Raw genomic sequence first — 26,577 nt, 5'->3', positions numbered from 1 at the left:
TACTAGTATGACAGTCCGGAAGTAATGACGGGAGGAGACTAACATGCAAACGCTGTATTTGGGCTGTTTGGCGCTGGGTATTCTTTTTGCTGTAGTCAGTGTAGTGGTAGGCGACCTGATTGGGAGCGCTCTGGACGGGATTTTTGACATCGTATCCTTTGATTTCCTGAATCCTACCCTATTGGCAGGAGGGATCACTGTATTCGGTGGAGCAGGTATGCTGCTGGGCCGCTACAGCGGACTGGAAGATGGCGTGATTCTCGCCTTGTCCCTGTTGGTTGCGGCATTCATGGGCGTATTGATGCATTTGGTGGTAGTGAAGCCAATGAGGAACAGCGAAATGTCGAACGGCTTCTCCATGAGTGAACTGCCGGGGAGAATCGGTGAGGTTACCGTCCCGGTCCCTGGCACAGGCTACGGTGAGATTATGGTGAAGTTCGGTGCAGGCAACAGCCTGCATACGGCGGCCAGCTTCGAGCAGCATGCACTGCCGGCCGGAATCAAGGTTGTAGTAGTTGAGGTACGTGAGGGTGTAGCACTTGTGTCTGAATTCGAAGAGAGAAAAGGAGTGGACTTATGATGCTAGAGAATATTCCAGAATCCCTATTTATACCTGCGATAGTCATCGCTGTACTGCTTGTCCTCGGACTCGCCTTCTGGGCGCGTTACAAGACGGTTGGCCCGGATGAAGGCATGATCGTCACCGGTTCCTTCCTGGGCAACAATCATATATCAGATGATGGCTCCGGCCGCAAAATCAAAATCGTCCGCGGCGGCGGTGCATTCATACTGCCTGTCTTCCAGAAAGCGGAATTCATGTCTCTGCTCTCCCATAAGCTCGATGTGACGACCCCGGAGGTCTATACGGAGCAAGGCGTGCCGGTCATTGCCGACGGGGTCGCCATCATCAAGGTAGGCAGCTCTACAGAAGATGTGGCAACGGCAGCCGAGCAGTTCATGGGCAAGCCGATTGAATCCCTGAAGAGCGAAGCGCAGGAAGTGCTGGAAGGACATCTGCGAGCGATTCTTGGTACGATGACCGTAGAAGAGGTCTACCGCAACCGGGACCGCTTCGCCCAGGAGGTTCAGGGCGTTGCCGCCCGTGACCTCAAGAAGATGGGACTCCAGATTGTCTCATTTACCATCAAGGACGTACGCGATAAGCACGGATACCTGGAAGCGCTGGGTAAACCGCGGATTGCCGCAGTAAAACGGGATGCGGAGATTGCGGAAGCGGAAGCTGTCCGTGACGCGCGGATTCAGAAGGCCAATGCCGAGGAGCAGGGGCAGAAGGCGGAGCTGCTGCGGGATACCAACATCGCCGAAGCATCGAAGGAGAACCAGCTCAAGGTCGCAGCGTTCAAGCGCGATCAGGATACTGCCAAGGCGGAAGCCGATCAGGCGTACCACATTCAGGAGGCGCGTGCCAAGCAGACCGTGGTGGAAGAGCAGATGAAGGTTGAGCTGGTCCGCAAGGAACGCGAAATCGATATTCAGGCGAAGGAAATCCAGGTACGCGAGAAGCAGTATGATGCTGAAGTGAAGAAGAAAGCGGAAGCAGACCGTTATGCGGTGGAGCAGGCGGCGGAAGCCGACAAGGCCAAGCGGATGCGCGAAGCCGATGCGCTGCAATACAGCATTGAGAAGCAGGCACAGGCGACCTCCGAGCAGAAGCGGCTGGAAGGCCAGGCGATTGCCGATGCAGAGCTGGCCAAAGGTAAAGCAGAGTCTGAAGTTATCCGTCTGCGCGGTCTGGCCGAAGCGGAAGCCAAGGAGAAGCTGGCAGAAGCCTTCCAGAAATTCGGCGAAGCGGCGGTTCTCGATATTATCGTCAAAATGCTGCCTGAGCTGGCCGGGAAGATTGCCGAGCCGCTGGCATCTATCGACAAGCTGACTGTGGTGGATACCGGCAACGGTGAAGGAGCTGCGCGGGTCAGTAATTATGTGACCCAACTGATGTCCACAGCCCCTGAGATGCTCAAAAGTGTGTCCGGTATTGACGTCGAGGCGCTGATCAAAGGGCTGACCAAGGGCAAGTCTGAACAGAAGGATGTTGTCAGACACACAGCAGCACCCATAACCTCTGTGGTCTCAAGACCGGCCCCGGCTGCTCCGGTCCCTCCGGCACAACCGGTGGAACCTTCAGAACACCCTGAAGGATAAGAGCAGAGCAAGCCACCAAGGTATGGCAGGCAGCAGTAACGCCAGCCATACCTTTTTTGTAAGTAATCCGCGCAACAGAGATTCCTTATCTTTCACGCTGAAACGGAGGCAGAGGCATGGAGCTTATACTGGATAATATACGCAAGAGCTTTGACGGCAGAGAGGTGCTGAAGGGAATTGACTTCACCTTCGAGCAAGGCAAGATATACGGTCTGCTGGGCCGCAACGGGGCCGGCAAAACCTCGTTATTCAACTGCCTGAGCGGAGAGATCCAAATGGATAGCGGCGGGGCTTTTCTGCGCAGAGATGAAGTGAGTCTTCCGCTGCTTGAGGAGGAGATCGGCTACGTCTTCTCCTTGCCGATTCTGCCTGACTTCCTGACCGGTTATGAGTTTGTGAAGTTCTACATGGACATCAATAAAGGGAAGATCCAAGCGGACCGGACCATTGAGGAATATTTCGATATCATCCGTTTCGAGGAGGCGGACAGGCACCGTCTGATCAAGGGCTATTCCCACGGGATGAAGAACAAAATTCAGATGCTGTGCTTTATCATTTCCCGTCCGCCGCTGATCCTGCTGGATGAGCCGTTAACCTCGTTCGATGTGGTAGTTGCGCTGGAGATCAAGAAGCTGCTGCGGGAGATGAAGCAGGATCATATCATTATTTTCTCCACTCATATTCTGCAGCTGGCCGCCGATCTCTGCGATGAGCTGGTGATTCTGAATAACGGCACACTGCGGGAGATTCCGGCGGAGACCCTGCACAGTCCGGAATTTGAAGAGCAGATTATTGCCCTGCTGAAGGATGAGGATCATGATTAGGACGCTGAAGGCGATTCTGGAAGTGCGGGGGATGTCCGGCGCTAATCGGCTGATGTTCTATGCCCGTAAGCTCCCTGTGCTGGGCAAGCTGATCCCGGCCTCGGTCTATTCGGAAACTACGCTGAAGCGGACCTTATCTGTTATCGTGCATATCCTCAAGGTACTTATGGCCTTTGTGACGAAGTTCGCTTATCTTGGGATCATGATCTATCTGCCGGTGAAGTTCATCGGTAATGATATCGCCTTATCTCTTTCTGTTCAGTACCAGCTTTATTTGCAGATGCTGCTATGTATAAGCTTCCTTACGGCCGGGGTTTCCAGCGCGGTTATTCTGGAGCCGAAGCGGGATAAATACATATTCGTGAAGCTGATGAGGCTGCCGGCAGAGCGGTATATGCGGACCACACTGACCTTGCGCGGGATCAGCTTCCTGGTTACTTTTATGCCGGCGATGCTGGTCTTCGGGAATCTTCTCGGTGCTCCGCTGTGGCATGGGGCGGTTCTTACGCTGCTGCTGACGTTCTGGCGTACGGCTTGCGAGGCGCTGCATCTGCGGGTGTATGACCGCTACGGCATCGTTATTGTCAAAAAAACAAGCTGGATCTGGACCGCCATCGGCGCTGGCTACCTGCTGGCCTATCTTCCGCTGCTCCCCGGATTTGCGGTAGTAGAGAGCGGAATGCTGTTCAATCTGCCTGTGGTGCTTGGCGTGCTGGTGCTGGGAACCTTAAGTGCGGTCTATATCGCCCGTTATAAGGACTATACGAATGCCGTCGATGCCGTCACCAAAATCGATGATCCGCTGCTCGACATGGGACGGATGATGAAAGAAGCACGGGTGAAGGATGTGGCCACCCAAGATCAGCACTACTCGGCGGAACAACAGAATCAAGGCCAGTTCGAGGGGAAAAGCGGGTACGCTTACCTGAATGCAATCTTTTTCTCACGTCACCGGCGGCTAATCACCAGTCCGATAGAGCGCAGGCTGGTCATCATTGGCTCGCTTTTTGCCGCTGCTTTGCTGACGATGCTGTTGTCCCAATCCGCTTTTACCAAACTGACTCATTATCTGATTACCGCATTGCCGACCTTCCTGATCATTATGAACTATACGTCCATTGGCGAACGCCTCTGCAAGGCGATGTTCTATAACTGTGATCTCAGCCTGCTGCGCTACGGATTCTACCGTGAACAATCGGCGATTCTAAGCAACTTCCGCATCCGGCTGCTGCGTATCAGCGTGCTTAATCTGATCCCGGCTGCCGCGATCTGTCTGGCGGTGAACGTGCTGCTGCTGCTGTCAGCGGAGAACTGGGGGGCGGGGGATGCTGCACTCTTTTGCGTGACGATTGTGGCACTGTCCCTGTTCTTCTCGGTACATCATCTGTTCATGTACTATATCTTCCAGCCGTACAGCACAGAGCTCAATGTGAAGAATCCGTTCTTTACGATTGTGAACAGTGTGGTGCTGGGGGTAGGATTCATCGCCATGCAGTTCAAGAGTGAGCTTGGTATGTTTGCCATGATCGTAGTGCTCTCTGCTGTGGTGTATATGCTGGCTGCCCTGATTATGGTATACAGGTTCTCGGGCCGGACGTTTCGGGTGAAATGAAGGGAGCCTGCGGGCGGGTTGCGGCACACTTCTAATTTGAGATTCTTGATGTTATGATAGGAGCTTAAGGGAACGAATCACACACGTTGAACCATGTATCGTGCTGCTGGAATAGATCAGGATTCAGAAGTAAAAGAGGTGTCGCAAGTGAGCAGCATTACCGTGGGCAAGGTGCTTAACAATAACGTGATCATTGCCGAGCATCCCCAGTATGCCGAGGTTGTGGTTATCGGCAAGGGGATCGGCTTCAACCGTAAGACGCGGGACCGGATCAATCTGTCCTCGGTAGAGAAGATGTTCATCCTGCGCAGCCAGGAGGAGCAGGAGCAATACAAGCAGCTGGTGCCGCAGGTAGACGAGAAACTGATTGAGGTGGTCCAGGAGATTGTGCTGCATATTATGCAGAGCAGCCGCCAGACGCTGAATGAGCATATCCATATTGCCCTTACCGACCATATTTCCTTTGCGATCCGCAGAAGCGAACAGCATATGGCTATTCATAATCCGTTTCTGTACGAGACCCGGGAGATTTATCCGGAGGAATACAGTCTGGCGGAATATGCGGTGGAGCGGATCAATGAGGCGATGAAGGTGACGCTGCCGCCGGATGAGATCGGCTTCGTGGCTCTGCATATTGTCAGTGCGCTTAGCAACCGCCATATCTCCGAGGTGAAGCAGCATTCCCAGCTTATCGGGGATATGGTGGGGCTGGTGGAGGATAATCTGGAATACCGTATTCCGCGGGATTCGCTGGATTATTCAAGGCTGGTGACCCATTTGCGGTTCGTTCTGGAACGTCTGCGCCGGGGAGAGACTGTGCGCGAGACCTCGTCCCTGGATGGACTAATGAAGCGGGAGTATCCCGAGATGTACATGCTTGCCTGGAAGCTGACGAAGGTGATTGAGCAGCGGGTGCGCATTCCGGTATATCCGGCCGAGGTCAGCTATCTGACGATTCATCTGCAGCGTATCGCCCAGAAGAAGGAAGATGAGCCGGAGCTGGACCTGTAGCCGATTTTAGGGGTTGCAACTTCAAATCAATGGTGCTACAATGATCCCTGTTATGAACTACAACAGAATACCTACGTGTAACTGATACGATCAGGCATGAGTGATTTACAGTATTATGGTTGTCCAGCCCCATCTCGGGGTACTCTAACGTTAGCGTTAGCCGGGCAATCTGCGTGCTGTATTGCTCATGCCTTTTTTGGCTTCTGTTGAAAGAAATTAAGGATTAGGAAGTGACCCGAATGTTTAAAAAATTATTTGGCGTTCTGCAGAGAGTCGGTAAGGCGCTTATGCTGCCAGTGGCCATTCTGCCTGCGGCGGGCCTGCTGCTTGGAATCGGGAACATGCTGGTTAACCCGGACTTCCTGCAATATGTGCCTGCACTGGAGAACCATACTGTCCAGGCGATAGCCACAGTGCTTATGAATTCCGGGCAAATCGTATTCGATAACCTCTCCCTGCTCTTTGCAGTCGGCGTAGCCATCGGGCTGGCCGGAGGAGAAGGCGTAGCCGGGCTTGCAGCGATTATCGGCTTCCTGGTGATGAACGTAACCATGGGTACGGTAGTGGGCGTCAATGCTTACGTGCTGACCTGGAAAGATTTCTCGTATTCCAGCGTGCTGGGGATACCCACCTTGCAGACTGGGGTGTTCGGTGGTATCCTGGTCGGGATCCTGGCTGCATCCATGTACAAAAGGTTCTTCCGTATAGAATTGCCGTCGTACTTAGGCTTCTTCGCGGGTAAACGGTTCGTACCGATTATGACGGCGGTGACCTCCCTGATGCTTGGTCTTGCGCTCACGATTGTGTGGCCGCCGATCCAGCACGGTCTGAACTATGTGTCACAGAGTATGATTAATACCAACCTGACGCTGTCGGCCTTTATCTTCGGGGTCATCGAGCGTTCCCTGATTCCGTTCGGCCTGCACCATATCTTCTATTCACCGTTCTGGTATGAATTCGGAAGCTATATTGACAAGGCGGGCGATCTGGTCCGCGGCGACCAGCGGATCTTCATGCAGCAGCTCCGTGACGGTGTGGAGTTCACAGCGGGTACATTTACAACCGGTAAATATCCGTTCATGATGTTCGGTCTTCCGGCTGCAGCCCTTGCGATCTACCATGAGTCGAAGCCTGAGAACAGACGGATTGTCGGAAGCTTGATGATCTCCGCAGCGCTGACCTCGTTCCTGACGGGGATTACCGAGCCGCTGGAATTCTCATTCCTGTTCGTAGCTCCGCTGCTGTTCGCCGTCCATGCCGTGTTCGCCGGTCTGTCCTTCATGACCATGCACATCCTTGATGTCAAAATCGGCATGACCTTCTCCGGCGGGTTCATCGACTATGTGCTGTTCGGCGTCATTCCTAACCGTACCGCCTGGTGGCTGGTTATCCCGGTAGGTCTGGTATTGGCCGTGATCTATTACTTCGGGTTCCGCTTCGTCATCCGTAAGTTTAACCTTAAGACTCCGGGCCGTGAGGATGATTCCGGGGATGAGGATGAAGTAAGCACGGAGAGCGTGTCCAAGACGGGCGACGATCTGCCGCGCAACATTCTGTCCGCCCTGGGCGGCAAAGAGAACATCACCCATCTGGATGCCTGCATCACGCGTCTGCGGGTCGAAGTGAAGGACAAAGCAGGCGTAGACAAGAACCGTCTGAAGAAACTGGGTGCTTCTGGTGTTCTCGAAGTGGGTAACAACGTACAAGCGATCTTCGGCACACGTTCGGACACGATCAAGTCACAGATTCAGGATGTGATGAACGGCAGAACACCGGCTGCAGCCCCTGCTGCTCCGAAGCCGGAGCTTGAACAACAGGCCGGCGAGCAGGGCGATGCTATTATCCCTGAGGATATCGTATCTCCGGTAAACGGCCAGCTGATGGATATTACAGAGGTTCCTGATGCGGTCTTCTCGCAGAAAATGACCGGTGACGGCTTCGCCTTCTTATCCGAAGACGGCAAGATTGCTTCGCCGGTATACGGCAAGGTATTCAACGTGTTCCCTAGTAAGCATGCCATTGGCATCATGTCAGACGGCGGCAAGGAGGTCCTTGTGCATATCGGGGTCAACACCGTTAAGCTTAAGGGCCAGGGCTTCACGGTTCTGGTGGAGGAAGGCGATCTGGTAGCTGCCGGACAGCCGATTATGGAAGTGGATCTGGAGTATGTGAAGGCGAATGCACCTTCTGTCATCTCTCCGGTCATCTTCTCCAACCTGCCTGAAGGCTCCTCTGTTACGCTGAAGAAGCCCGGCAAAGTAGTTATCGGCGACAAGGATATCATCACCATTCAGTAAAATGTGCAATGGCGAAGCGCTTCCATTATAATGAAGGGGAGCGCAAGCCTTCACTATAATTCACCATCCCAAATTAACAGAAAGCGAGTTGGATTATATTATGCAAACAACTTTCAGAATTATTGACGAAGACGGAATTCACGCACGCCCGGCAACAGCGCTGGTAAATACAGCTACAAAATTTAAAGGCACTGAAGCTTTTGCAGAAGCTAAAGGCAAAAAAGTTACCCTTAAATCCATCCTGGGCGTTCTATCCCTGGGCCTTGAAGCAGGAGATACCCTGACTCTTATTACTGAAGGCAGTGAAGAAGCAGAAGCATTGAACGCGCTGCAGGAGGTTATGGTTAAAGAAGGGCTGGGAGAAGTTCATGAATAAAATTTCAGGAATCGCGGCTTCCGCAGGTATTGCAGTAGCCCGTGCCTTTATCCTGGAACACCCGGACTATACCATTACCAAAACAGCGGTCACGGATGTGGACGCTGAGCTTGCGAAGCTGAAGGATGCCCTGGACAAATCCAGAGGCGAACTTCAGACCATCAAAGAGCGTACCCTGGCTGAGCTTGGCGAGAAGAAGGCGGAGATTTTCGAATCACATCTGCTGATCCTTGATGACCCTGAGCTCATTACCCCTGTAATGGACAAAATCCGTGAGGAATCGGTAAATGCGGACTACGCACTGAATGAAGTAGCTACTCAATTCGTGGAAATGTTCCAGAACATGAAGAGCGCATACCTGCAGGAACGTGCAGCGGATATGCGTGACGTAACCAAACGTGTGCTGAACCACCTGCTTGGCATTCACTATGTGAGCCCGGCTGAGATCAGTGAAGAGGTTATCGTTATTGCACTGGATCTGACCCCATCGGATACAGCACAGCTTAACCGCAACTTCGTCAAAGGCTTCACCACCAATATCGGCGGACGGACTTCCCATTCGGCCATTATGGCCCGTTCCCTGGAGATTCCGGCGGTTGTGGGCACGAAGAACGTGATGTCCCTGGTCAAAGCAGGCGATCTGGTTATCGTGGATGGTCTGAGCGGCGATGTACTGATCAACCCTTCGGAAGCTGAAGTGGCCGAATATACAGCGAAGCAGGAAGCTTACAATCTTCAGATTGCGGAATGGAAAAAGCTCCGCGACGAGCCAACGGTATCTGCCGACGGCAAGCATGTAGAGCTGGCAGCCAACATCGGGACTCCGAATGATGTGACTGGCGTGATTGAGAACGGCGGCGAAGGTGTAGGTCTGTACCGCACCGAGTTTCTCTATATGGGCCGCGACAAGCTGCCTTCCGAAGAGATCCAGTATAATGCCTACAAGACAGTGCTTGAGAATATGCAAGGCAAGCCGGTAGTAGTGCGTACGCTAGATATCGGCGGAGACAAGGAGCTGCCTTATCTGGAGCTGCCGAAGGAAATGAACCCGTTCCTCGGCTACCGTGCGATCCGTCTCTGTCTGGACCGTCAGGATATCTTCCGCACCCAGCTGCGTGCCTTGCTCAGAGCAAGTGCCCACGGCGACCTGCGCATTATGTTCCCGATGATCGCTACCCTTGGTGAATTCCGTGCAGCCCGTGATCTGCTGCTGGAAGAGAAGGCCAAGCTGCGTGAAGAAGGCAAAGAAGTGTCCGACAGCATCCAGCTGGGCATCATGGTAGAGATTCCTTCTACGGCTGTACTAGCGGATCAGTTCGCCAAGGAAGTGGATTTCTTCAGTATCGGAACCAACGACCTTATCCAATATACAATGGCTGCGGACCGTATGAATGAACAGGTAGCCTACCTGTATCAGCCATACAACCCGGCAATTCTGCGACTGGTCAAAATCGTCATTGATGCTGCACACGCCGAAGGCAAGTGGACCGGGATGTGCGGAGAAATGGCGGGGGATGCCACGGCTATTCCTCTGCTGCTCGGTCTTGGTCTCGATGAATTCAGCATGAGCGCTACCTCTATCCTGCCAGCACGCAGCCAGATCTCGAAGCTGTCTGCGGCCGACATGAAGGAAATGGCTGCCCAGGCCCTGCAGCTCGGCACGGCCGAGGAAGTAGCCGCACTGGTGCAATCCCGCGTGAATTAATTCTTTACTCAAGCATTGGTTATAACTCCAACTACTTTGCGGCCTCCTTTACAGGGGGCTTTTTTTTGCGGTTATTTGAATTTCAGCAAATCTGGAACCGCCCGCCCGGGCCTTATTTTATATAATGAGTCCATTACTTTCGGAGGGTGGAACCTTTGTGCAGAGATTCAGTGCTTCACAGATTTATTTGTTTATCGTATTTATGATGTCTTTGGCGGCCAGTACTATATTTACAACCTACAGTATTTACTATGTAACGGAGCTTGGGCTGAATCCGCTCCAGCTTGTGCTGGTGGGAACCGTTGTGGAGCTCACCGTGCTTGTGTTCGAGGGAATCACCGGAGTGGTCGCTGATACCTATAGCCGCAGACTGTCCGTCATTATTGCCGTGTTCGTTCTGGGGAGTGCCTTTGTTCTGGAAGGGAGTATTGTCTGGATCATACATCCGGCTTCCCTGTTGCCTGCCTTCGGCTGGCTGCTGATCTCCCAGATACTGTACGGGATCGGCTGGACCTTCCTGAGCGGAGCGGATACCGCATGGATCGTGGACGAGCTTGGAGAAGAACATACAGGAAGCCTCTTCATGCGCTCCAAAATATTCGGCTTAAGCGCTTCCCTGTTAGGCATTGCGGTCAGCGTAGGTTTATCCCAGGTTGCGTCCAATCTCCCTTTTCTGGCGGGCGGAGCCATCTATTTCGTCTTGGGGTTCATATTGATCCGGTACATGAAGGAGACGGGGTTCATACGCCGGGAGCGTGCGCCGCATTCCTCTGCTATCCGTGAGCTGGGCAAGACCTGGGTCAGCGGTGCGGCTATTCTGAGGCATCATCCGCTGCTCCTGCTGCTGACGGTTGTAACTTTATTCAGCGGTGCTGCGTCTGAGGGATATGATCGTCTGTGGCCAGTCTTTCTTATGAATGAAATCGGGTTCCCGGAGATTGGAGTCTCGATGGCGGCTAGCTTCGGGCTGATCAGTGCGGCGACTACTCTGCTGGGTGTGCTGGCTGTCTATATGGCCGGGAAAATCATTGATTTGCAAAAGGAACGTCAAGTAGCGGCCGCCTTGTTCCTCCTGACCTCCGTCCGTGCCGGCTGCATTATACTGGTGGCGCTTGCGCCTAATTTCTACTGGGCGATCGGGGCGGTACTGCTCCTGGGGGTGGTCGCTTCGGTCAGCGACCCGATCTATACCAGCTGGCTGAACACGAAGCTGCCATCCCAGAACCGGGCTACGCTCTTGTCGATGATCAGCCAGTCCGATGCCCTGGGCCAGAGCGCAGGCGGTCCGGTTGTAGGTTATATCGGCAGCCGGATCTCTATCAGAGCTTCGCTGCTGTCGGCGGGCTTCCTGCTGGTACCTGTGATTGCGTTATACGGCAGGGTGCTGCGGAAGCGGTCATGATGTTCTGGAACTTCATTAGCTTCAATCCCCGGCGATCCCTGCCGATATAGGATATATCCGGTGACATAATTCAACCCTTAACCCAGACCTGTGAACATAGTGTTACATATTATATAATGAACCCTATGTAGCAAATCCGGCGTCATCCGCTTGCAGAGCTGTGCAAGTACAAAGTATTAGTTAAGGAGAATGTGGACATAGCTTGATAGTAATAGAATGATAGTTCTCCGGGAGTATTACGGATGAGCGTAGGGATGGTGAATAGCAATGAGCAGCAATTATATACAAGCAGAACAAGAAATCGATACCTATCAAGGCAATGACCTCGGGTTAACCTACACGGCGGAATATAGTGTATTCAAGGTCTGGGCGCCAACAGCCTTCACAGTGTCGCTCGTATTATATGCAACAGGCGGAAACGGGTTGACCCCGCAGACCGCAGATTACAAGGACAGCGGCAAAATTCTTAGTATGGAGCGCGCTGAGGGCGGAGTATGGACGATCCAGGTTCCCGGTAACCTGAAGGGGAAGTATTATATGTACCGCGCCGTATTTGCTGACGGTTCGATTAATGAAGCGGCCGATCCTTATGCAGTAGCTGTATCGGCCAATGGAACACGGACAGCCATCGTGGATTTGTCCGAGACAGACCCGGACGGCTGGGAGAGCGATGCCTCTCCGGTGCTGCCGCATCCGGCAGATGCTGTAATCTATGAGCTGCATGTCCGTGATTTCTCGGCGGACCAGAGCTCCGGTATGACGTATAAGGGGAAATTCAAGGCCTTCACCGAGACTGGCCTGCGGGATGAGGCGGGTCATCTGCTGGGCATTGATCATCTGGCCGAGCTGGGCATCACGCATGTTCATCTGCTGCCGGTGTTCGATTATCAGACGGTGGATGAGCTGGGCAAGCCAGGGGAAGAACCGGCATCCTCCATCTTCACAGACTATAACTGGGGCTACGACCCCCAGCACTATAATGTGCCGGAAGGCTCCTATAGCACAGACCCGGCTAACCCGCTAACCCGTATCCGGGAATTCAAGGAGCTGGTTCAGGCGCTGCACAGCCGCGGCATCTCGGTGATTATGGATGTGGTCTACAATCATACCTATGGCTTCCAGAAGGGACCCTTCCAGCCGCTGGTGCCGGACTATTACTACCGGCATGATCAGAGCGGCCGGCTCTCTAACGGCTCGGGCGTCGGCAATGAGCTGGCTACAGAACGGCCGATGGTCCGCAAGTATATCAAGGATTCCCTGTCCTACTGGGCTAAGGAGTACCATATTGACGGGTTCCGCTTCGATCTGATGGGGCTGATGGACAGCGTGACCATGCGCGAGATTACCGAGGAGCTGCGGCTGGAGATTAATCCGGGGCTGCTGCTCTACGGTGAGCCGTGGACAGGCGGCGACTCCCCGCTTGCCGCCAAGACGCTGAAGGGCGTACAGCGCGGCAAAGGCTACGCCGTCTTCAACGACAACTTCCGTGCGGCCATCAAGGGAGACAGCGACGGCTGGGGCAAAGGCTTCGTGACCGGGGAATACGGCAAGGAAGGTGCGATCGCGTCCGGGGTGAGCGGGGCGATTCATGAATTCACCGATGCGCCTACAGAGACTGTGAACTATGTAACCGCACATGATAATCTCAACCTGTGGGACAAAATTCTGGCGACCCAAGGACTTCGCGGGGAAGCCGGGCTGCCGGAGCTTGAAGGCGGCAAGCTGCGGAGCGGCGGGAATCTGAAGGCCGCACTAGAGCAGGCGAATCCGTATGTGGGAGTAGATCCCGAGAATGTGCTGGACCATGAGACGGTACGCCGTTCGTTGCTGGCTAACGGAATCATTCTGACCTCGCAGGGGATTCCGTTCCTCCATGCCGGGGATGAGCTCCTGCGCAGCAAATACGGAGATCATAACAGCTACCGCAGCCCGGACTGTATCAATGCGATCCGGTGGGAGAACAAAAGCAAATTCCTTGCAGTATTTCAATATTACAAAGGGCTGATTGAGCTGCGCCGGACACATCCGGCCTTCCGCCTGCACGGGCGCCAGGAGATTGAGCGCAGTCTGGAGTTCCTGCGCTGTGATGGCGGAGTCGTTGCCTATAGACTGAAGGATCACGCCGGCGGAGATACATGGAATAATATCGTGGTGATCTACAATGCCAATATGGAGCCGGTCACCCAGTGTCTCCCGGAGACCTCCGGCTGCTGGAACATCGTAGTCGATCATACCCATGCCGGACCTGAGGCCTTCCGGCAGACGGAGAACGGCAGTGTAGAGGTGGCCGGACTGTCGATGATGGTACTCTATGATAAATACGGGGAGCCTGAGCCGAGATCGAAGATTGTAGAAGTTCATTATGACCGTCCGGACGGCGATTACCGGGGCTGGAATCTCTGGGTGTGGGGTACAGGCATTCAGGATGGACAACGGGACTTCCAGTATATGGAGGGAGATCATGCCGTAGCACGGATTGAAGTGCTGCCGGGGACCTCCACGATAGGCTACATCCTCCGGCTGAACGACTGGGAGGAGAAGGACGGCACCGCTGACCGCTTCATCGACTGCTCGGGCAGCGGGGAGCAGGTTATCAAGGTGACGGTTCGGGAGCGTAGTCCGGAGCATAGCACCGAACTGGCTGATCCGCTGCAGCGGACCAGCTAGAACATTAGAAGAGCTGATTAGTTCCATCTCCTTGGGGGAGGGGAGCTAATCAGCTCTTTTTGGCTAGGAGATATGTATAGGAAGTCAGCTTCTGCCCTGTGCTAGTTCCGCTGATCGCTGTACTTCTTATCCACATGCTCGCTGTACAGATTAGCCTCATTGCCACCATGGTTCTTGGAGCGGTACATCGCAAGATCGGCGGCACGAAGCAGCTCGTTGATACTGCTGCCGTGCTGCGGGTACAGAGCCACGCCAATGCTGGCAGAGGTGTGAAAGCTGGAGCCCTGATTGACGGACCAGGATTTGTTGAACAGCTGGAGCAGACGGTTCAGCAGCTCGTCCAGCATTTGCGGGCTGGTGAACCGGTGCAGCACCACCGCGAATTCATCTCCGCCGATCCGGAAGGCCTGGCCGGAGCCCTTTACGGTCTGCTGCAGCTCCCGGGAGAGCAGCTGCAGGAACTCATCTCCGGCCAGATGGCCGAGTGTATCATTGAGCTGCTTGAACCGGTCGCAGTCCAGCAGCGCCACGGCGATCTCCTGCCGGCGCTCCTCAGGCTGGTTGATCAGGTTCTCCATGTACATTTTGAAATGGGCACGGTTGGGAATCGCGGTCAGATGATCATAGAAGGCCAGCTTGTGCAGGCGCTCCTCATATTGCTTGCGCTGGGTAATCTCACGCGAGACCAGCATGAACTGTGCCGGGAAATTGCGGCTGCCCGCAATAGGGGTAACCTTGGTCTCCAGCCACACCCAGTGCCCTTCGGCCGAACGCATGCGCAGCTCGGATATTCTCGGTGAAGACTGCACCACGCTCTTGAGCTTGGCCCAGGAGATTTCGGCTTCACGGATATAGTTGGAGAGCGGCGCCCCTTTGCTTGGCACATAGCCCAGTGCAGCTGCATGGGAAGGCGAGGCATACAGGATCAGACCGTTCGGATCTGTCAGCACAATGAAGTCGGACATCGTCTCACCGATCAGCTGGTAGAGCGATTGCTCGTCCTGCATTTCGTTCTGCAGGGAGATCAGTCTGCGGCTGAGATAGATGATGACCATAACCAGCAGGAACAGAAATACAGAGTAGACGGCGAACAGGGAGCTTTTGAGATTATTGAACTCTGTCATCACTTGGCTTGCATAGGTGTCAATCTTGTCCTCTGCCTGATTCAAGCTTTCCCGTACTTCATTCAGCTCGGTATGTATGGTAAGGGCAGAATAAGAGGCGGGATTCCAGCTCTTCTGAACCCGCTGCGAGATCAGCTCCCGGCCGTTATCCCTCCACGCGGTAAGCGTGGTTCCGAAGTGATCCAGCTCGTTCCTCAGCTCGTCCAGCAGCAGCTCGCTCTGCTTCATTCCATTGAACGGGCTCTTCACAGCATCCAGATTGTAGCGGGCGGTATTGACCCGCTGCAGCGCCTGGGCATTATTGTCCTCGAATTCCTGCGACAGCGTACTGCGCTGCGCGCTGGTCAGCGCCCCGCCGACTGTGGTCTGAAGCGCAAGGGCTGCCTGATAGAGATCGCGGTCGGCATTCAGAATGAGCTCGGAATTCTGGTAGACGTCACTGTATAGGGAGTCGGATAATTTGTTCATCGTATGATTCAGAATCAGCAGGGAGGCCACACTGATCCCAACCAGAAGAACGGTGATGGACGTGAATAATATAATCAGTCTGCGTGTACTTGTGTTTTCCGAAAAAACTGCCACTGTCATCCTCTCCCCGCGCAGAACTTTTGCAAATCTCATGGGTGTAGCTTTGGTGCATGCGAAACTTATCCTTATGCGGAATATGGCTTCATGCAGGCATGTAAGAGAGTATACATTAGCGAGTCCTAGAGAGCAGGGGAAGAAAGAGGCAATAGAAAGAATAACTTCCGGTTAGATCGCGGTTTCTTTTCACCAGTATATAGGACATCCCTTAAGCAGAGCAATTGCTGAAAAAATAATAAGCCCGTCAGCTTCCGCTGCGGATGCACAGGCCGTGAAGCACATCCTGGAGCCGGAGTGGAAACAGTGGAGACATATCCGTTACAGCCGATACAAAGAACTATTATGTATACCCTACTACTATGTAAAAGGTATTCTGACCTTTGAGTCCTATTACCCACTTTTGCTGCAAACGATACCCCTTTGGTATCAATTGTGCATTAAAAATAAAACAGAAAAATCCGCCAGCCCGGGAATCTGAGACTGGCGGATGGAACAGCAGATTACAAACTGCAGCATCTAGGAGGACGCTACTCGTTGCGCAGCGCATGAATAGGGCGCATTCTTGCAGCCTTGCTTGCAGGAATCATTCCGAATACGACACCGATGATCAAGGAGAAGGAAAAGGAGATCAGGACCATATTCCAGGAGGGCGCCACATTCAAGGCGGTATAATGACCGACAGCCCAGCTGGCGCCAAGTCCCAGTGCGACTCCGATCAGGCCCCCGGTGCCGCTTAAGACCACGGACTCGATCATGAACTGCAGCATAATATTCTTTTTTTTGGCCCCGATGGCCTTGCGGATGCCTATCTCTCTGGTTCGCTCATTGACCGAGACAATCATAATGTTCATAATCCCTATCCCGCCTACAAATAACGAGATACCGGCGATACCGCCGAGGGCCAAGGACAGAGTGGCGCTGGTCTCATTTACCGTTTCCAGCATCTCCCGGGAATCAAAAACAGAGTAGGCATTCTCGGCTGCACTGAATTTGGCAGTAAGGCTGGCCTCCAGCTTGGTTTTGACATCATCCACATTGTCATTTGAAGTAGTTGTGAGGGTAATGGAGCGGACTCCCTTGCTCTGCAGGAACCGTTCGGCTGTAGAGATGGGGATCAGCAGCTTCTCGTCGCTTGAGCCGACGCTGGTGGAGCCTTTACTCTCCAGCAGCCCGACGATCTTGAAGCTGCTTCCGTTGATCTGTACCTTTTGGCCTACAGGATTATCTGTACCGAATAGATCCTCCGCTGTATCTGATCCGATTAACGCAACCTTCTGCCGGTATTCTGTATCCATCTCAAGCAGGAATCTTCCGGATTGCACGTGGAAATCCTGAACCTCTTCGTAGGCAGGTGTAATGCCTTCTACGGATACGGAAACGTTCTCGGTACCGTGCTTGGCGGTAACGTTCCCGGAGATTACCGGGGATACATTGTCCACCCCTTCAATCTCACCCAGGGCCAGGGCCTCCTCGTAGGTTAGCGAAGTGGTGGCTCCGCGGCCCATAATGTTGACGGTCAGCTGGTTGGTTCCCAGGGAGCTTAGGGACTCTGTAATCTGTGAGGTGGTGCCCTGGCCCACAGCGACAAGTGCAATAACGGAGGATACCCCGATAATGATGCCCAGCATGGTAAGAAAGGCTCTTATTTTACTGCTGAGGATACTTTTGAAGGCCATTTTCATACTCTGGTACAGCATCATGAATGCGCCACCTTCCGATCCTCTACAAGATCCCCGTCCTGAATCCGGATCACCCGTTTGGCCTGCTCGGCAATCTCCAGGTCATGCGTGATCAGAATAATGGTATGCCCCTGTGCGTTAAGCTCCTTAATCATCTCCAGAACTTCCTTGCCTGTCTTGGAGTCCAGCGCTCCGGTTGGCTCATCGGCAAGAAGAATAGGGGGGGTTCCGGCAAGGGCGCGGGCAATAGCCACACGCTGCTGCTGGCCTCCGGACAGCTCGGAGGGACGATGATTCATTCTGCTCTCCAGGCCTACCCGGACCAGGGCACTGCGGGCAATCTCTCTGCGCTCCCTATGGGACATTCCACGATAGATCAAGGGCAGCTCTACATTCTCTACCGCTGATAATTTCGGCAATAGATTAAAGTTTTGAAATATAAAGCCAATCTTTTCGTTGCGGATCTGGGCCAGCCTGTTGTCAGAAAGCCTGCGGATCTCCTGGCCGTCCAGGAAATAATCGCCTTCATTAGCCACATCCAGGCAGCCCAGCATGTTCATCAGGGTGGACTTGCCTGAACCTGACGGGCCGATGATCGCAACGAATTCACCGTGATGAATGTTGAAGCTCAGGCTTCTCAGAACCGTCATCGATTCTCCGGCCATCGTGTAGCTGTGCTGCATCTTCTCAACCCGGATCAGCGGCTCTGGTGAGGTCATCGTCCGCCACCGCCTCCACTGAAGCCACCGCCGCTGCCACCACCGCCGAAGCCGCCCGTCCCGCCGCCAGCACCTCCACCGGTACCACCTCCGCCACCGAAGCCGCCCATACCGCCCATGCCGCCTTGCTGCGGAAGCTGCGGGGAGGTAGCATTGCCTGAGGAGATCACGGTCGGGAGGATCACTTCATCCCCTTCACTTAAGCCGCTGACGATTTCGATGCTGCTCTCATTGTGGATACCGACCTCAACAGCTATCCGTTTCATGCCTGAGGCGAGACCGGCTGGACCTCTGCTTCCGGCTGCTCTGCCGGGGAACTCCGCGCCAGCAGAGGGCTTGGTTTCAGCAGCACCTCTGTCCGCCCTGCCGGATTCTTCGTCCCCGGTCCCCGGCACATTGACGAAGGATTTCCCGTTTATCTTCGTTACAGCTTCGATGGGAACGATCAGAATATCCTTCTTCTCTTCGATTGTAATCGCCACCTCCGCAGACATGCCGATAAGCACACCCTCTGAGTCATTTAATCCTACAGTGACGTTGAACAGGGAGACACCATTAGAGGAGGTCCCTTCTTTGGCGATATCTATGACCTTACCGGTAAAAGACTTGTCCTCAAGGGCATCCAGTGTAATGGCCGAGGCTTGATTCAGCTTGATTTGGGGGATATCCAGCTCATCTACCTGTACGGTTACGCTTAGATTCACGTAGTCGGTCATAGTGAACAGCTCTGTGCCATTCTGGGCCTGTTCGCCGTCCGTAATATTCACGGCAGTGATCGTTCCATCGATAGGAGCGGTCAGCGGATCAGGCGGAGCCATATCTTCATGGATGGCAGCGATGGATTCCTGCCCGTCCACGATATCGCTATTGGCTTTATCAATAGCTTTTTTTGCCGATTCCAGCTCCTCCTCTGTCGCGTTATTCATAGCCAGCGTCTTGTAGCTCTCCTGTTTATTCTTAAGCTCTGTCTTGAGATTCTCCAGTGACTTTGTCGCTTCCTTCAGCTTATCGTCCAGATCGCCCGCAACAAACGTGATCAGCACAGCACCTTTTTTAACAACATCGCCTTTCTTAACCATGACCGTATCTACCTTCCCGGCTTCTTTGGTACGGATGCTCTCGCTGTTGATCGCCGATACTGCACCTGAACCCGAGACACCCACCAGGATATCCCCCTTACTGGCAACTGCCGTATTCAGCGGAGCGGCATTGATCTGCCGGTTCTGATCCGGCCAGAGCCTATAGCCCGCAATCCCTGCAATAGCAACGAGGACTATCGCTGAAGCGATAATGATGATCTTCTTCTTATTCATTGTGCAGCTCCTTCGGGGGAAGAGGTGGTTGCTTTGGCGGTAACCTCAAGGGAATAGGCCTGGCTGGCGAGCTCTGTCCGCACTCCCTGGAATTCATCGTAGAATTTAAGGGCATAGGTGCCGGAGCTCAGATTTTTGAACAGGACGCTGGTAAGGGGCGTAGAATAAGAATTGTTTGTTCCCAGGGTCAAGTCGGTGCCAAGCATCAGTGCTTTCTCATGAGACTGTCCATAAGGATCTATAACCTGAAGGATGAGCTTATGCTGGTAAGCGCCTGTCTGATAGGTAGTATCCTGATTGAGATTGTAATTGAACGTCACTGCAATGCTGCTTGCACCCTTGGTGAGTTCCCCTGTAGAGCTGGTAACTGCCAGTGTATAAGGGAAGAGGGGGACAGAAGCCAGATTGGTCAAAGGGGTAACCTCTGCCGGTGTCAGTGTCAGCGCTGCCGTATTCACGTATCCCGTCGCAGCCGTTCCTGCGGCAGTCAGCTTGCCATCCGCAATCGCCTGGCTGATATACAGCTGAAGACCTGCGGTGTCCAGGGTGGCCGGGACTTTCGCCCAGAAGGTAACCAGTGTTTTGCCTTCAGGGCTGGTCGACAGCTCGGACTGGTTGGCGGTTGCTTCAAAATATTGCCCGTCAGCAGTCCTGAACTGCCCGTACAGACGGGCCAGATCTGCCTGCCGGACTTCGTCGCTGTTCATTTCCACTTCGCTGTACACCAGGTTCGAGCCGGTTCCTGTATACAGGAGGGTGGAACGTTCCTTCACGGTGGCTTTTTTGCCGGTGGCTGTGATCTTGAAGGCTTCCCCTGCAGCCAGCGGAGCTACACTCTTAACGGTACTGTCGCTTGTACTGAGAGAGAGGAATTGCGACACTTCTGTACCCTTGGTCTCCTGGAGGATGAGCTTGACTAGCCTGAAATCCAGGGTGTATGGAATATGGCCTTGAACCGTTATTTGAGTGCTGGCACCAGGGGCAAGGACTGAAGAGCTGTTGTCCGTATAAGTCTGCGAAGAGGAGCTGAGATCCTTCTGATCCACCAGGAGTATTCCTGTAAAAGCAGGCAAAGTAATGGTCTTGGACGTTGCATTGCGTATCGTTAGTACAGCCTGTACCAGATCCTCGCTGCCCCAAGGCAGACGCAGCAGGGAGTCCAGAGAGACAGCGAAGGTACCATAGGTATTGGTTACGCTGGTCTCGGCAGCGAGATGAATCTGGCTCTCCGGCGTGTAAGGGATGCGGAAATAGGCCACAGGCAGCGTTACTTTATCCGCGCTGGCCGCAGGAGCAATCATTTGCAGCTCCAGAGAATTCTGAGCCAGCTCCAGCGGAACATTCGCGCTCAGCTCAATCAGCTTCTCTTCCAGCGGCTTCAGGGTCAGGCTGCTCAAGGCAGTGGCCGTCACCGGGAAGCTATAGCCTTCCGCCGACTTGACGTTAAGCTCATAAGCAGGCAAAGTGACCGCTGTGCTGCCGGTATTCTTCACCCGGAGCTGATAGCTCCAGACACCGTTCCCGTTATCCGCATGCACATTTGCCTTCAGCAGCTGCATGTCCACCGTATTGCTGCCGATGGAGACCTTCTTGGTGTAGCCCGCCGCTACGGTGAAATCTGCGGTTACTGCAGCCGGAAGTGCGTAGGAAGAGACAGGCAGGTACAGCTTGAGTTCTTCATCCAGCTTGGCGATCTGTAGCGTCAGCTTGCTGACATTCATGTAAGAAGGGATCTCGGTCATATAATAGAGCGTCCTCTTCTCCTGAGGCTGGAGCTTGAATTCGGGGCTGCTGTCATCCAGCGTAAGCGTGAAGACAGAGCCGCCCGAGGATTTCAGGTACAAGGTATAGCCCGGATCTGTAAGCACTTTGTTACCTAGATTGGTTAGGCTAAGCCCGACCTTGGCATAGACTTTGCTGTTATATTTGTAGATTTGCACGGATTCGGCTTTGGTGCCGGCTGTAATACCGCCGAGTTCAACCTTTCGGGTCTCCCCTGTAAGCGAGGACAGAGAATAATTGGAAGGAATCGTGAACGTGCCTATACGCTGTTCATAATTAGAGGCGCTGAAATTCCAGCCGTATATGTTGATTTTGAGTCCTTTGACTGAGGCGGCAGTTCCAATATTCGCATAGTATGTAAGACTGGTGCTTTGTTTAGCAGGGATTTTCTTGACCGCACTGTCTGCGCTGACCGGAATTCCTTTAATGATGCTGCCGCCCGCAGTTACAACTTTGGAGAAATAGTCCGCCAGATTGACGCTGCTGCCGGCAGTGTTGGTATAGGTAAGCGTGTAGGTGAGAATATTACCGCCGGTTTGGCTCTGAATCCCTACATGGCTCAGCTTCACCTGAAGCGCGGTGCCGAGCTTGAGCGCACTTAGACCGTTAAGTGTGGAGACTTCCGTGACCGCGCTTGCTGCTGTGGCAGCCGTTGAACCGGATGAAGCGGCATAGGCCGTGGTTCCCGGGCTGCCTGCGGTTTGACTTGCGGCAAATGTGCTGAGCAGCAGCAGAACAAATGCTTTTTTTCGTGTAAGCATGTAATTTCCTCCTTGTATGATCTCTTAAGGGAAAATATCAACATTGACTGAATGTCCGCTGAAAAAAAAGCCGTCAAACCGCGCTGAAGCTTAAAGGGAGCTTAAAAGAAGATAAAAAATAAGCGGAAGTTGCGCGGCTTGTCAAACGGGCTGTTTTTGCATATAATAGATGGGCATATCTTCCCAAGTGGAGGATCGAAGTGCAGAGGTTATAATCCGCATACATGCAATGATGGAGAAGAGTACGCAGTGCCTGGCTTACAGGGAGGAAGCGCCGCAGATTGAGAGCGTTTCTAAGAGAGCAGAGCTGCCGAAGTTCACTCCGGAGCAGTTCCCTGAATGTGCTTGAAGAGCGCTAGTAGGGGGGACCGGCCGCAGACCGTTATTTCTGTATAAAGTGAGACAGGTCTTTGCCGCACCGAAAGAGGGAATATTGCTCTTAAGGGAAGCGTACGGCCGTCTAACAAGGGTGGTACCACGGTCTTTTCGTCCCTTTACCGGGAGGAAAGGCCTTTTTTTGTTGAACAATATGAGATTTGAGGGGGCAGTACAAGCCATGAAAGACAAATTGGAAGCACTGAAGGCTGAGGCGCTGACGAAGCTGCAGGCGGTAAACGATCCGCAGATTCTGAATGACCTTCGTGTCAAATACCTTGGCAAAAAAGGCGAGCTGACAGAGGTTCTGCGCGGTATGGGCGGACTAAGCGCAGAGGAGCGTCCGGTGATCGGCCAGGTGGCCAATCTGGTGCGCAGCGCCATTGAAGAGGTGATCGGCGCCAAGCAGGAGCTGTTCCAGCAGCAGGAGACAGAGAGCCGTCTGAATGCGGAGAAGGTCGATGTAACCCTGCCGGGCCGCGGCATGCCGCAGGGCGGCATTCATCCGCTGAGCCGGGTGATCCAGGAGATCGAGGATATTTTCATCGGCATGGGCTTCCAGGTTGCAGAAGGACCGGAAGTGGAGACGGATTATTATAACTTCGAGGCGCTGAACCTTCCGAAGAACCATCCGGCCCGCGACATGCAGGATTCCTTCTATATCACGGAAGATATTCTGATGCGTACCCAGACCTCGCCGGTACAGGTGCGTACCATGCAGGCCATGAACGGGGAGAGTCCGGTCAAGGTCATCTGTCCGGGCAAGGTGTTCCGCCGTGACGACGACGATGCGACCCACTCCTTCCAGTTCCACCAGATTGAAGGCCTGGTGATCGGCCGCAATATCCGCATGAGTGACCTGAAGGGTACCCTGCAGCAGTTCACCAAGGAGATGTTCGGGCCTGCGGCGGGCATCCGCCTGCGCCCAAGCTTCTTCCCGTTCACCGAGCCTAGCGTTGAGGTGGATGTAAGCTGCTTCAAATGCGGCGGCGAAGGCTGCCGTCTCTGCAAGCAGAGCGGCTGGCTGGAGATTCTCGGTGCCGGTATGGTGCACCCGAATGTGCTGCGGATGGGCGGATATGATCCAGAAGAATACAGCGGCTTCGCGTTCGGCATGGGCGCTGAGCGGATCGCGATGCTGAAATATGGTATTGATGACATCCGTTACTTCTACACGAATGATATGGGCTTTGTGAAGCAATTCAAGGGTATTTAGGGATTTGGCGGGTGTGTGCGGGGGCGGGACGGATATTGTTAAGCCGGAGGGATGACGGCAGTGCTAATTAAATGACTGCGATTGAAGGACCGGAGGGGAATTTTGGAACTGGAGGAGCGGTAGCGTCCGCCTTTAGGATTGGATTTCTACTGCGGCCAGCAGTGTAATCAGGAAATTCAATCCTAACAGCGGCCGGAAGTCCAAAACTTCTCTGTAGGAACACTGCAATGCAGAATTTTGTTGCGCGAAGTTGACGTGGGCTTGTTTATATCCGCTTCCGCGCCCCGGCGCAGGCCGGCATGGAGATCAATACATCTGAAACAAAAAGGAAGTGTGCGATTATGAAAGTATCAACCGCCTGGCTGGCCGATTATATATCGCTGGAAGGGGTGACCGCAGATGAGCTGGCGGATAAAATCACCACCGCCGGCATTGAGATTGACGGAGTAGAACGCCGCAACAAAGGGATTTCCGGGATTGTGACCGGCTACGTGAAATCCAAGGAGAAGCACCCGGACGCCGATAAACTGAATATCTGTATCGTCGATGCAGGGCAGGGTGAGGATCTGCAGATTGTCTGCGGAGCTAAGAATGTCGCAGCGGGCCAGAAGGTTCCGGTCGCGCTGGTAGGCGCCAAGCTGCCGGGCCTGGAGATCAAAAAAGCCAAGCTGCGCGGCGTGCTGTCGCAGGGGATGATCTGCTCGGCCAAGGAGCTGGGCCTGAACGACAAGCTGCTGCCCAAAGAGCTGCAGGAGGGCATTCTCGTGCTGCCGGAGCAGACCGAGGTGGGCCAGGATATTCTCAAGCTGCTGGGTCTGAATGACGAAATCCTTGATTTCGACCTGACGCCGAACCGTTCCGACTGCCTGAGCATGATCGGTGCCGCTTATGAAGTAAGCGCAGTGCTGGGCCGTGAGCTGAAGCTGTCTGATCCGGCGGCAGAGCTCGTGGAAACGGGCGGGAAGGCTGCGGACTCCATCACGGTTACCATTGAGGACGAGGCATTCTGCAGCCATTACGCCGTGCGTTATATTGCCGGAGTGAAGACCGCGCCGTCCCCGCTGTGGATTCAGAACCGCCTGATGGCGGCCGGGGTACGTCCGATTAACAATATCGTAGACATCACCAACTATGTGATGCTGGAATACGGACAGCCGCTGCATGCATTTGACGGCGGGCAGGTCCAGGGCGGAACCATCGGTGTACGGTTTGCCCATGAAGGGGAAGGACTGGTTACCCTTGACGGACAAGAGCGCAAGCTGGAGCCGCAGATGCTGGTGATTGCAGATGGCTCAGGTGCCATTGGCCTGGCCGGAGTGATGGGCGGACTGTCTACAGAGGTTACCGCAGACACCGTTAATATCGTACTGGAATCAGCCAGATTCGATGGCGGAACAGTACGCAAGACCTCGCGTCAGCTGGGTCTGCGCTCGGAAGCATCCCAGCGGTTCGAGAAGGAAGTTGACCCGAATGCGGTCATCCCTGCACTTAACCGTGCGGCTGCACTGATTGCCCGGTATGCCGGAGGAATGGTGCATGAAGGAATTGTTCAGGCCGGCAGTATCGCTGGTCAGGAGAAGGTGCTGCACTTATCGCTGGAGAAGCTGAACCGCTATCTCGGTACGGAGCTGTCGCTGCTGGAAGTGAAAACCCTGTTCGGACGTCTGCACTTCAAGTGCGGTGATGCCGCCCAGGGAATCGTCGAGGTCGAGGTTCCGACACGGCGCGGAGATATTACCCAGGATGTGGATCTGATAGAAGAGATCGCCCGCTTGTACGGCTACGACAACATTCCGACCACCCTGATCGAAGGCACTACGACGCCGGGCGCGCTTACCAGACAGCAGTCTCTGCGCCGTGAACTGCGACGCCTGCTCTCGCTCGGCGGGTATCAGGAGGTTATGGGCTATTCCTTCATCCAGCCGGAGCAGACCAAGCTCTTCCCGATCCTGGCGGAAGGCAGGCAGTCTGTGAAGCTGGCGATGCCGATGAGCGAGGAGCGCAGCGTGCTGCGTACCAGCCTGCTGCCGCAGCTGCTGGAGATTGCCCTCTACAATACGAACCGCCGCCAAGGCGATCTGGCGTTATTCGAAATCGGCAACGTCTTCTTCACGGAGGAAGAAGTCCTTACCCGCCAGCCGAGTGAGCTGCCGGTACTGGGACTGCTGCTGAGCGGTACGCGTGCAGCCAAGCAGTGGAACGTGACTGCTGAGCCGGTGGATTTCTTCGACCTTAAGGGTGCGCTGGAGACTGTATTTGCGCATCTGGGCCTTACGGATCGCGTAGTCTACGAAGGGGATGCGCCTGAAGGCTATCATCCGGGACGCTCCGCTTCCATCTATCTGCTTCAGGCAGAGGGCCGTGTGAAGATCGGTTCGATGGGGCAGCTTCATCCTGAGCTGCAGCGCCGGATGGATCTGGAGGATACGTACGTATCTGAAGTTCTGCTGCAGCCTCTCTATGATGCGGCACGCGCCCAGCTGCAGTACAGCGAGCTTCACCGCTTCCCGGGCATGGAGCGGGACATTGCGGTGGTAGTGGATGACGCGGTTCCGGCAGGCGACCTGATCGCGGCGATCCGTGAGCATGGCGGCACATTGCTGCAGAATGTGCAGGTATTCGATATCTACACAGGAGGCAAAATGGAGGCGGGCAAGAAGAGTGTTGCCCTGTCGCTCCTGTACCGCCATACCGAGCATACGCTGACAGACGAAGAAGTTGTGGAAGTGCATGACAAAGTGGTCTCTGCGCTTGAACAAACTTTTGGTGCAGAATTAAGAAAATAGCAGGAATTGTGCAAAGCCGCAGCGAATCCATTTAGAAACAGAGATTCGCTGCGGCTTTTCTGTACCCTTGTGAAGTGCGGAGGAACATGCAAATAAATGCAGTGGACGCGTGCTTTTGCCAAAGGTCAGGAAATCACGCTACAATAGGAGTAAGAGCAAAGAAACCAACTTAGAATCCGC

General features: G+C 54.1%; 17 protein-coding genes and 1 other annotated feature. Of the genes, 12 read left to right on the top strand and 5 right to left on the bottom strand.

All coding sequences use genetic code 11. The features are described 5' to 3' along the window. The first annotated feature begins 43 nt into the window (after positions 1 to 43). The 10 genes from NSS64_RS20085 to pulA all read left to right on the top strand — a co-directional run bounded on the left by NSS64_RS20085 (position 44) and on the right by pulA (position 14,057). The gene (locus NSS64_RS20085; protein ID WP_341141283.1) at positions 44 to 580 is read left to right on the top strand and encodes a protease; all 537 of its coding nucleotides are present in this window, start codon (positions 44 to 46) and stop codon (positions 578 to 580) included. Next, the gene (locus NSS64_RS20080) at positions 580 to 2,163 is read left to right on the top strand and encodes a flotillin family protein (RefSeq protein ID WP_341142853.1); all 1,584 of its coding nucleotides are present in this window, start codon (positions 580 to 582) and stop codon (positions 2,161 to 2,163) included. Before NSS64_RS20085 ends, NSS64_RS20080 begins: the two co-directional genes overlap by 1 nt. A gap of 116 nt (positions 2,164 to 2,279) precedes the next feature. Beyond that, positions 2,280 to 2,987 carry an ABC transporter ATP-binding protein gene (locus NSS64_RS20075; protein WP_076082681.1) on the top strand — a complete coding sequence of 236 codons (708 nt, stop codon included), beginning with the start codon at positions 2,280 to 2,282 and terminating at the stop codon, positions 2,985 to 2,987. Beyond that, complete coding sequence (locus tag NSS64_RS20070; protein ID WP_341141282.1) at positions 2,980 to 4,599, top strand: hypothetical protein; 1,620 nt, start codon at positions 2,980 to 2,982, stop codon at positions 4,597 to 4,599. The genes NSS64_RS20075 and NSS64_RS20070 overlap by 8 nt, the downstream gene beginning before the upstream one ends. A gap of 147 nt (positions 4,600 to 4,746) precedes the next feature. Further along, positions 4,747 to 5,610 (top strand): glucose PTS transporter transcription antiterminator GlcT, encoded by an 864-nt coding sequence (glcT, locus tag NSS64_RS20065; RefSeq protein WP_340991825.1) that lies wholly within the window; start codon positions 4,747 to 4,749, stop codon positions 5,608 to 5,610. Positions 5,611 to 5,849: 239 nt separating this feature from the next. Further along, complete coding sequence (ptsG, locus tag NSS64_RS20060; RefSeq protein WP_340942689.1) at positions 5,850 to 7,907, top strand: glucose-specific PTS transporter subunit IIBC; 2,058 nt, start codon at positions 5,850 to 5,852, stop codon at positions 7,905 to 7,907. 100 nt (positions 7,908 to 8,007) lie between these two features. Beyond that, positions 8,008 to 8,283 (top strand): HPr family phosphocarrier protein, encoded by a 276-nt coding sequence (locus NSS64_RS20055; protein ID WP_036696683.1) that lies wholly within the window; start codon positions 8,008 to 8,010, stop codon positions 8,281 to 8,283. Then, positions 8,276 to 9,988, top strand: a complete 1,713-nt coding sequence (ptsP, locus tag NSS64_RS20050; RefSeq protein WP_341141281.1) for a phosphoenolpyruvate--protein phosphotransferase — start codon at positions 8,276 to 8,278, stop codon at positions 9,986 to 9,988. The genes NSS64_RS20055 and ptsP overlap by 8 nt, the downstream gene beginning before the upstream one ends. A 157-nt stretch (positions 9,989 to 10,145) precedes the next feature. Continuing rightward, positions 10,146 to 11,390, top strand: a complete 1,245-nt coding sequence (locus NSS64_RS20045; RefSeq protein ID WP_341141280.1) for an MFS transporter — start codon at positions 10,146 to 10,148, stop codon at positions 11,388 to 11,390. A gap of 267 nt (positions 11,391 to 11,657) precedes the next feature. Beyond that, entirely contained in the window at positions 11,658 to 14,057 is a 2,400-nt protein-coding gene (gene pulA, locus NSS64_RS20040) for a type I pullulanase (protein ID WP_341141279.1), read from the top strand. 101 nt (positions 14,058 to 14,158) lie between these two features. Here pulA and NSS64_RS20035 read toward each other — a convergent pair whose 3' ends face one another. The 5 genes from NSS64_RS20035 to NSS64_RS20015 form a co-directional block, all read right to left on the bottom strand. Then, positions 14,159 to 15,763: a sensor domain-containing diguanylate cyclase gene (locus NSS64_RS20035; RefSeq protein WP_341141278.1), complete on the bottom strand. Its 1,605-nt coding sequence runs from the start codon at positions 15,761 to 15,763 to the stop codon at positions 14,159 to 14,161. Between the two features lie 530 nt (positions 15,764 to 16,293). After that, complete coding sequence (locus NSS64_RS20030; protein ID WP_340942680.1) at positions 16,294 to 17,466, bottom strand: ABC transporter permease; 1,173 nt, start codon at positions 17,464 to 17,466, stop codon at positions 16,294 to 16,296. After that, the gene (locus NSS64_RS20025; protein ID WP_340942677.1) at positions 17,463 to 18,164 is read right to left on the bottom strand and encodes an ABC transporter ATP-binding protein; all 702 of its coding nucleotides are present in this window, start codon (positions 18,162 to 18,164) and stop codon (positions 17,463 to 17,465) included. Before NSS64_RS20025 ends, NSS64_RS20030 begins: the two co-directional genes overlap by 4 nt. Then, positions 18,161 to 19,477 carry an efflux RND transporter periplasmic adaptor subunit gene (locus NSS64_RS20020; protein ID WP_341141277.1) on the bottom strand — a complete coding sequence of 439 codons (1,317 nt, stop codon included), beginning with the start codon at positions 19,475 to 19,477 and terminating at the stop codon, positions 18,161 to 18,163. Before NSS64_RS20020 ends, NSS64_RS20025 begins: the two co-directional genes overlap by 4 nt. Beyond that, the gene (locus tag NSS64_RS20015) at positions 19,474 to 22,020 is read right to left on the bottom strand and encodes a hypothetical protein (protein ID WP_341141276.1); all 2,547 of its coding nucleotides are present in this window, start codon (positions 22,018 to 22,020) and stop codon (positions 19,474 to 19,476) included. The genes NSS64_RS20020 and NSS64_RS20015 overlap by 4 nt, the downstream gene beginning before the upstream one ends. Positions 22,021 to 22,240: 220 nt before the next feature. After that, positions 22,241 to 22,517, top strand: a binding site (T-box leader). 59 nt (positions 22,518 to 22,576) lie between these two features. Here NSS64_RS20015 and pheS point away from each other — a divergent pair. Next, positions 22,577 to 23,611: a phenylalanine--tRNA ligase subunit alpha gene (gene pheS / locus NSS64_RS20010; RefSeq protein ID WP_341141275.1), complete on the top strand. Its 1,035-nt coding sequence runs from the start codon at positions 22,577 to 22,579 to the stop codon at positions 23,609 to 23,611. A 341-nt stretch (positions 23,612 to 23,952) separates the two neighbouring features. Further along, positions 23,953 to 26,397, top strand: a complete 2,445-nt coding sequence (gene pheT / locus NSS64_RS20005) for a phenylalanine--tRNA ligase subunit beta (RefSeq protein WP_341141274.1) — start codon at positions 23,953 to 23,955, stop codon at positions 26,395 to 26,397. Positions 26,398 to 26,577: the final 180 nt, after the last annotated feature.

It is taken from the genome of Paenibacillus sp. FSL H8-0122 (assembly GCF_038005345.1).
In the GTDB taxonomy this organism is placed as follows: domain Bacteria; phylum Bacillota; class Bacilli; order Paenibacillales; family Paenibacillaceae; genus Paenibacillus_AQ.
Note: the sequence above shows the minus strand (reverse complement) of the source record. Positions and strands in the feature narration are given on the sequence as shown.

Coding starts and splice junctions, on each gene's coding strand:
- NSS64_RS20085 (WP_341141283.1), top strand. CDS start 44: ATGCAAACGCTGTATTTGGGCTGTTTGGCGCTGGGTATTCTTTTTGCT.
- NSS64_RS20080 (WP_341142853.1), top strand. CDS start 580: ATGCTAGAGAATATTCCAGAATCCCTATTTATACCTGCGATAGTCATC.
- NSS64_RS20075 (WP_076082681.1), top strand. CDS start 2,280: ATGGAGCTTATACTGGATAATATACGCAAGAGCTTTGACGGCAGAGAG.
- NSS64_RS20070 (WP_341141282.1), top strand. CDS start 2,980: ATGATTAGGACGCTGAAGGCGATTCTGGAAGTGCGGGGGATGTCCGGC.
- ptsG (WP_340942689.1), top strand. CDS start 5,850: ATGTTTAAAAAATTATTTGGCGTTCTGCAGAGAGTCGGTAAGGCGCTT.
- NSS64_RS20055 (WP_036696683.1), top strand. CDS start 8,008: ATGCAAACAACTTTCAGAATTATTGACGAAGACGGAATTCACGCACGC.
- ptsP (WP_341141281.1), top strand. CDS start 8,276: ATGAATAAAATTTCAGGAATCGCGGCTTCCGCAGGTATTGCAGTAGCC.
- pulA (WP_341141279.1), top strand. CDS start 11,658: ATGAGCAGCAATTATATACAAGCAGAACAAGAAATCGATACCTATCAA.
- NSS64_RS20030 (WP_340942680.1), bottom strand. CDS start 17,466: ATGATGCTGTACCAGAGTATGAAAATGGCCTTCAAAAGTATCCTCAGC.
- NSS64_RS20025 (WP_340942677.1), bottom strand. CDS start 18,164: ATGACCTCACCAGAGCCGCTGATCCGGGTTGAGAAGATGCAGCACAGC.
- NSS64_RS20020 (WP_341141277.1), bottom strand. CDS start 19,477: ATGAATAAGAAGAAGATCATCATTATCGCTTCAGCGATAGTCCTCGTT.
- NSS64_RS20015 (WP_341141276.1), bottom strand. CDS start 22,020: ATGCTTACACGAAAAAAAGCATTTGTTCTGCTGCTGCTCAGCACATTT.
- pheS (WP_341141275.1), top strand. CDS start 22,577: ATGAAAGACAAATTGGAAGCACTGAAGGCTGAGGCGCTGACGAAGCTG.
- pheT (WP_341141274.1), top strand. CDS start 23,953: ATGAAAGTATCAACCGCCTGGCTGGCCGATTATATATCGCTGGAAGGG.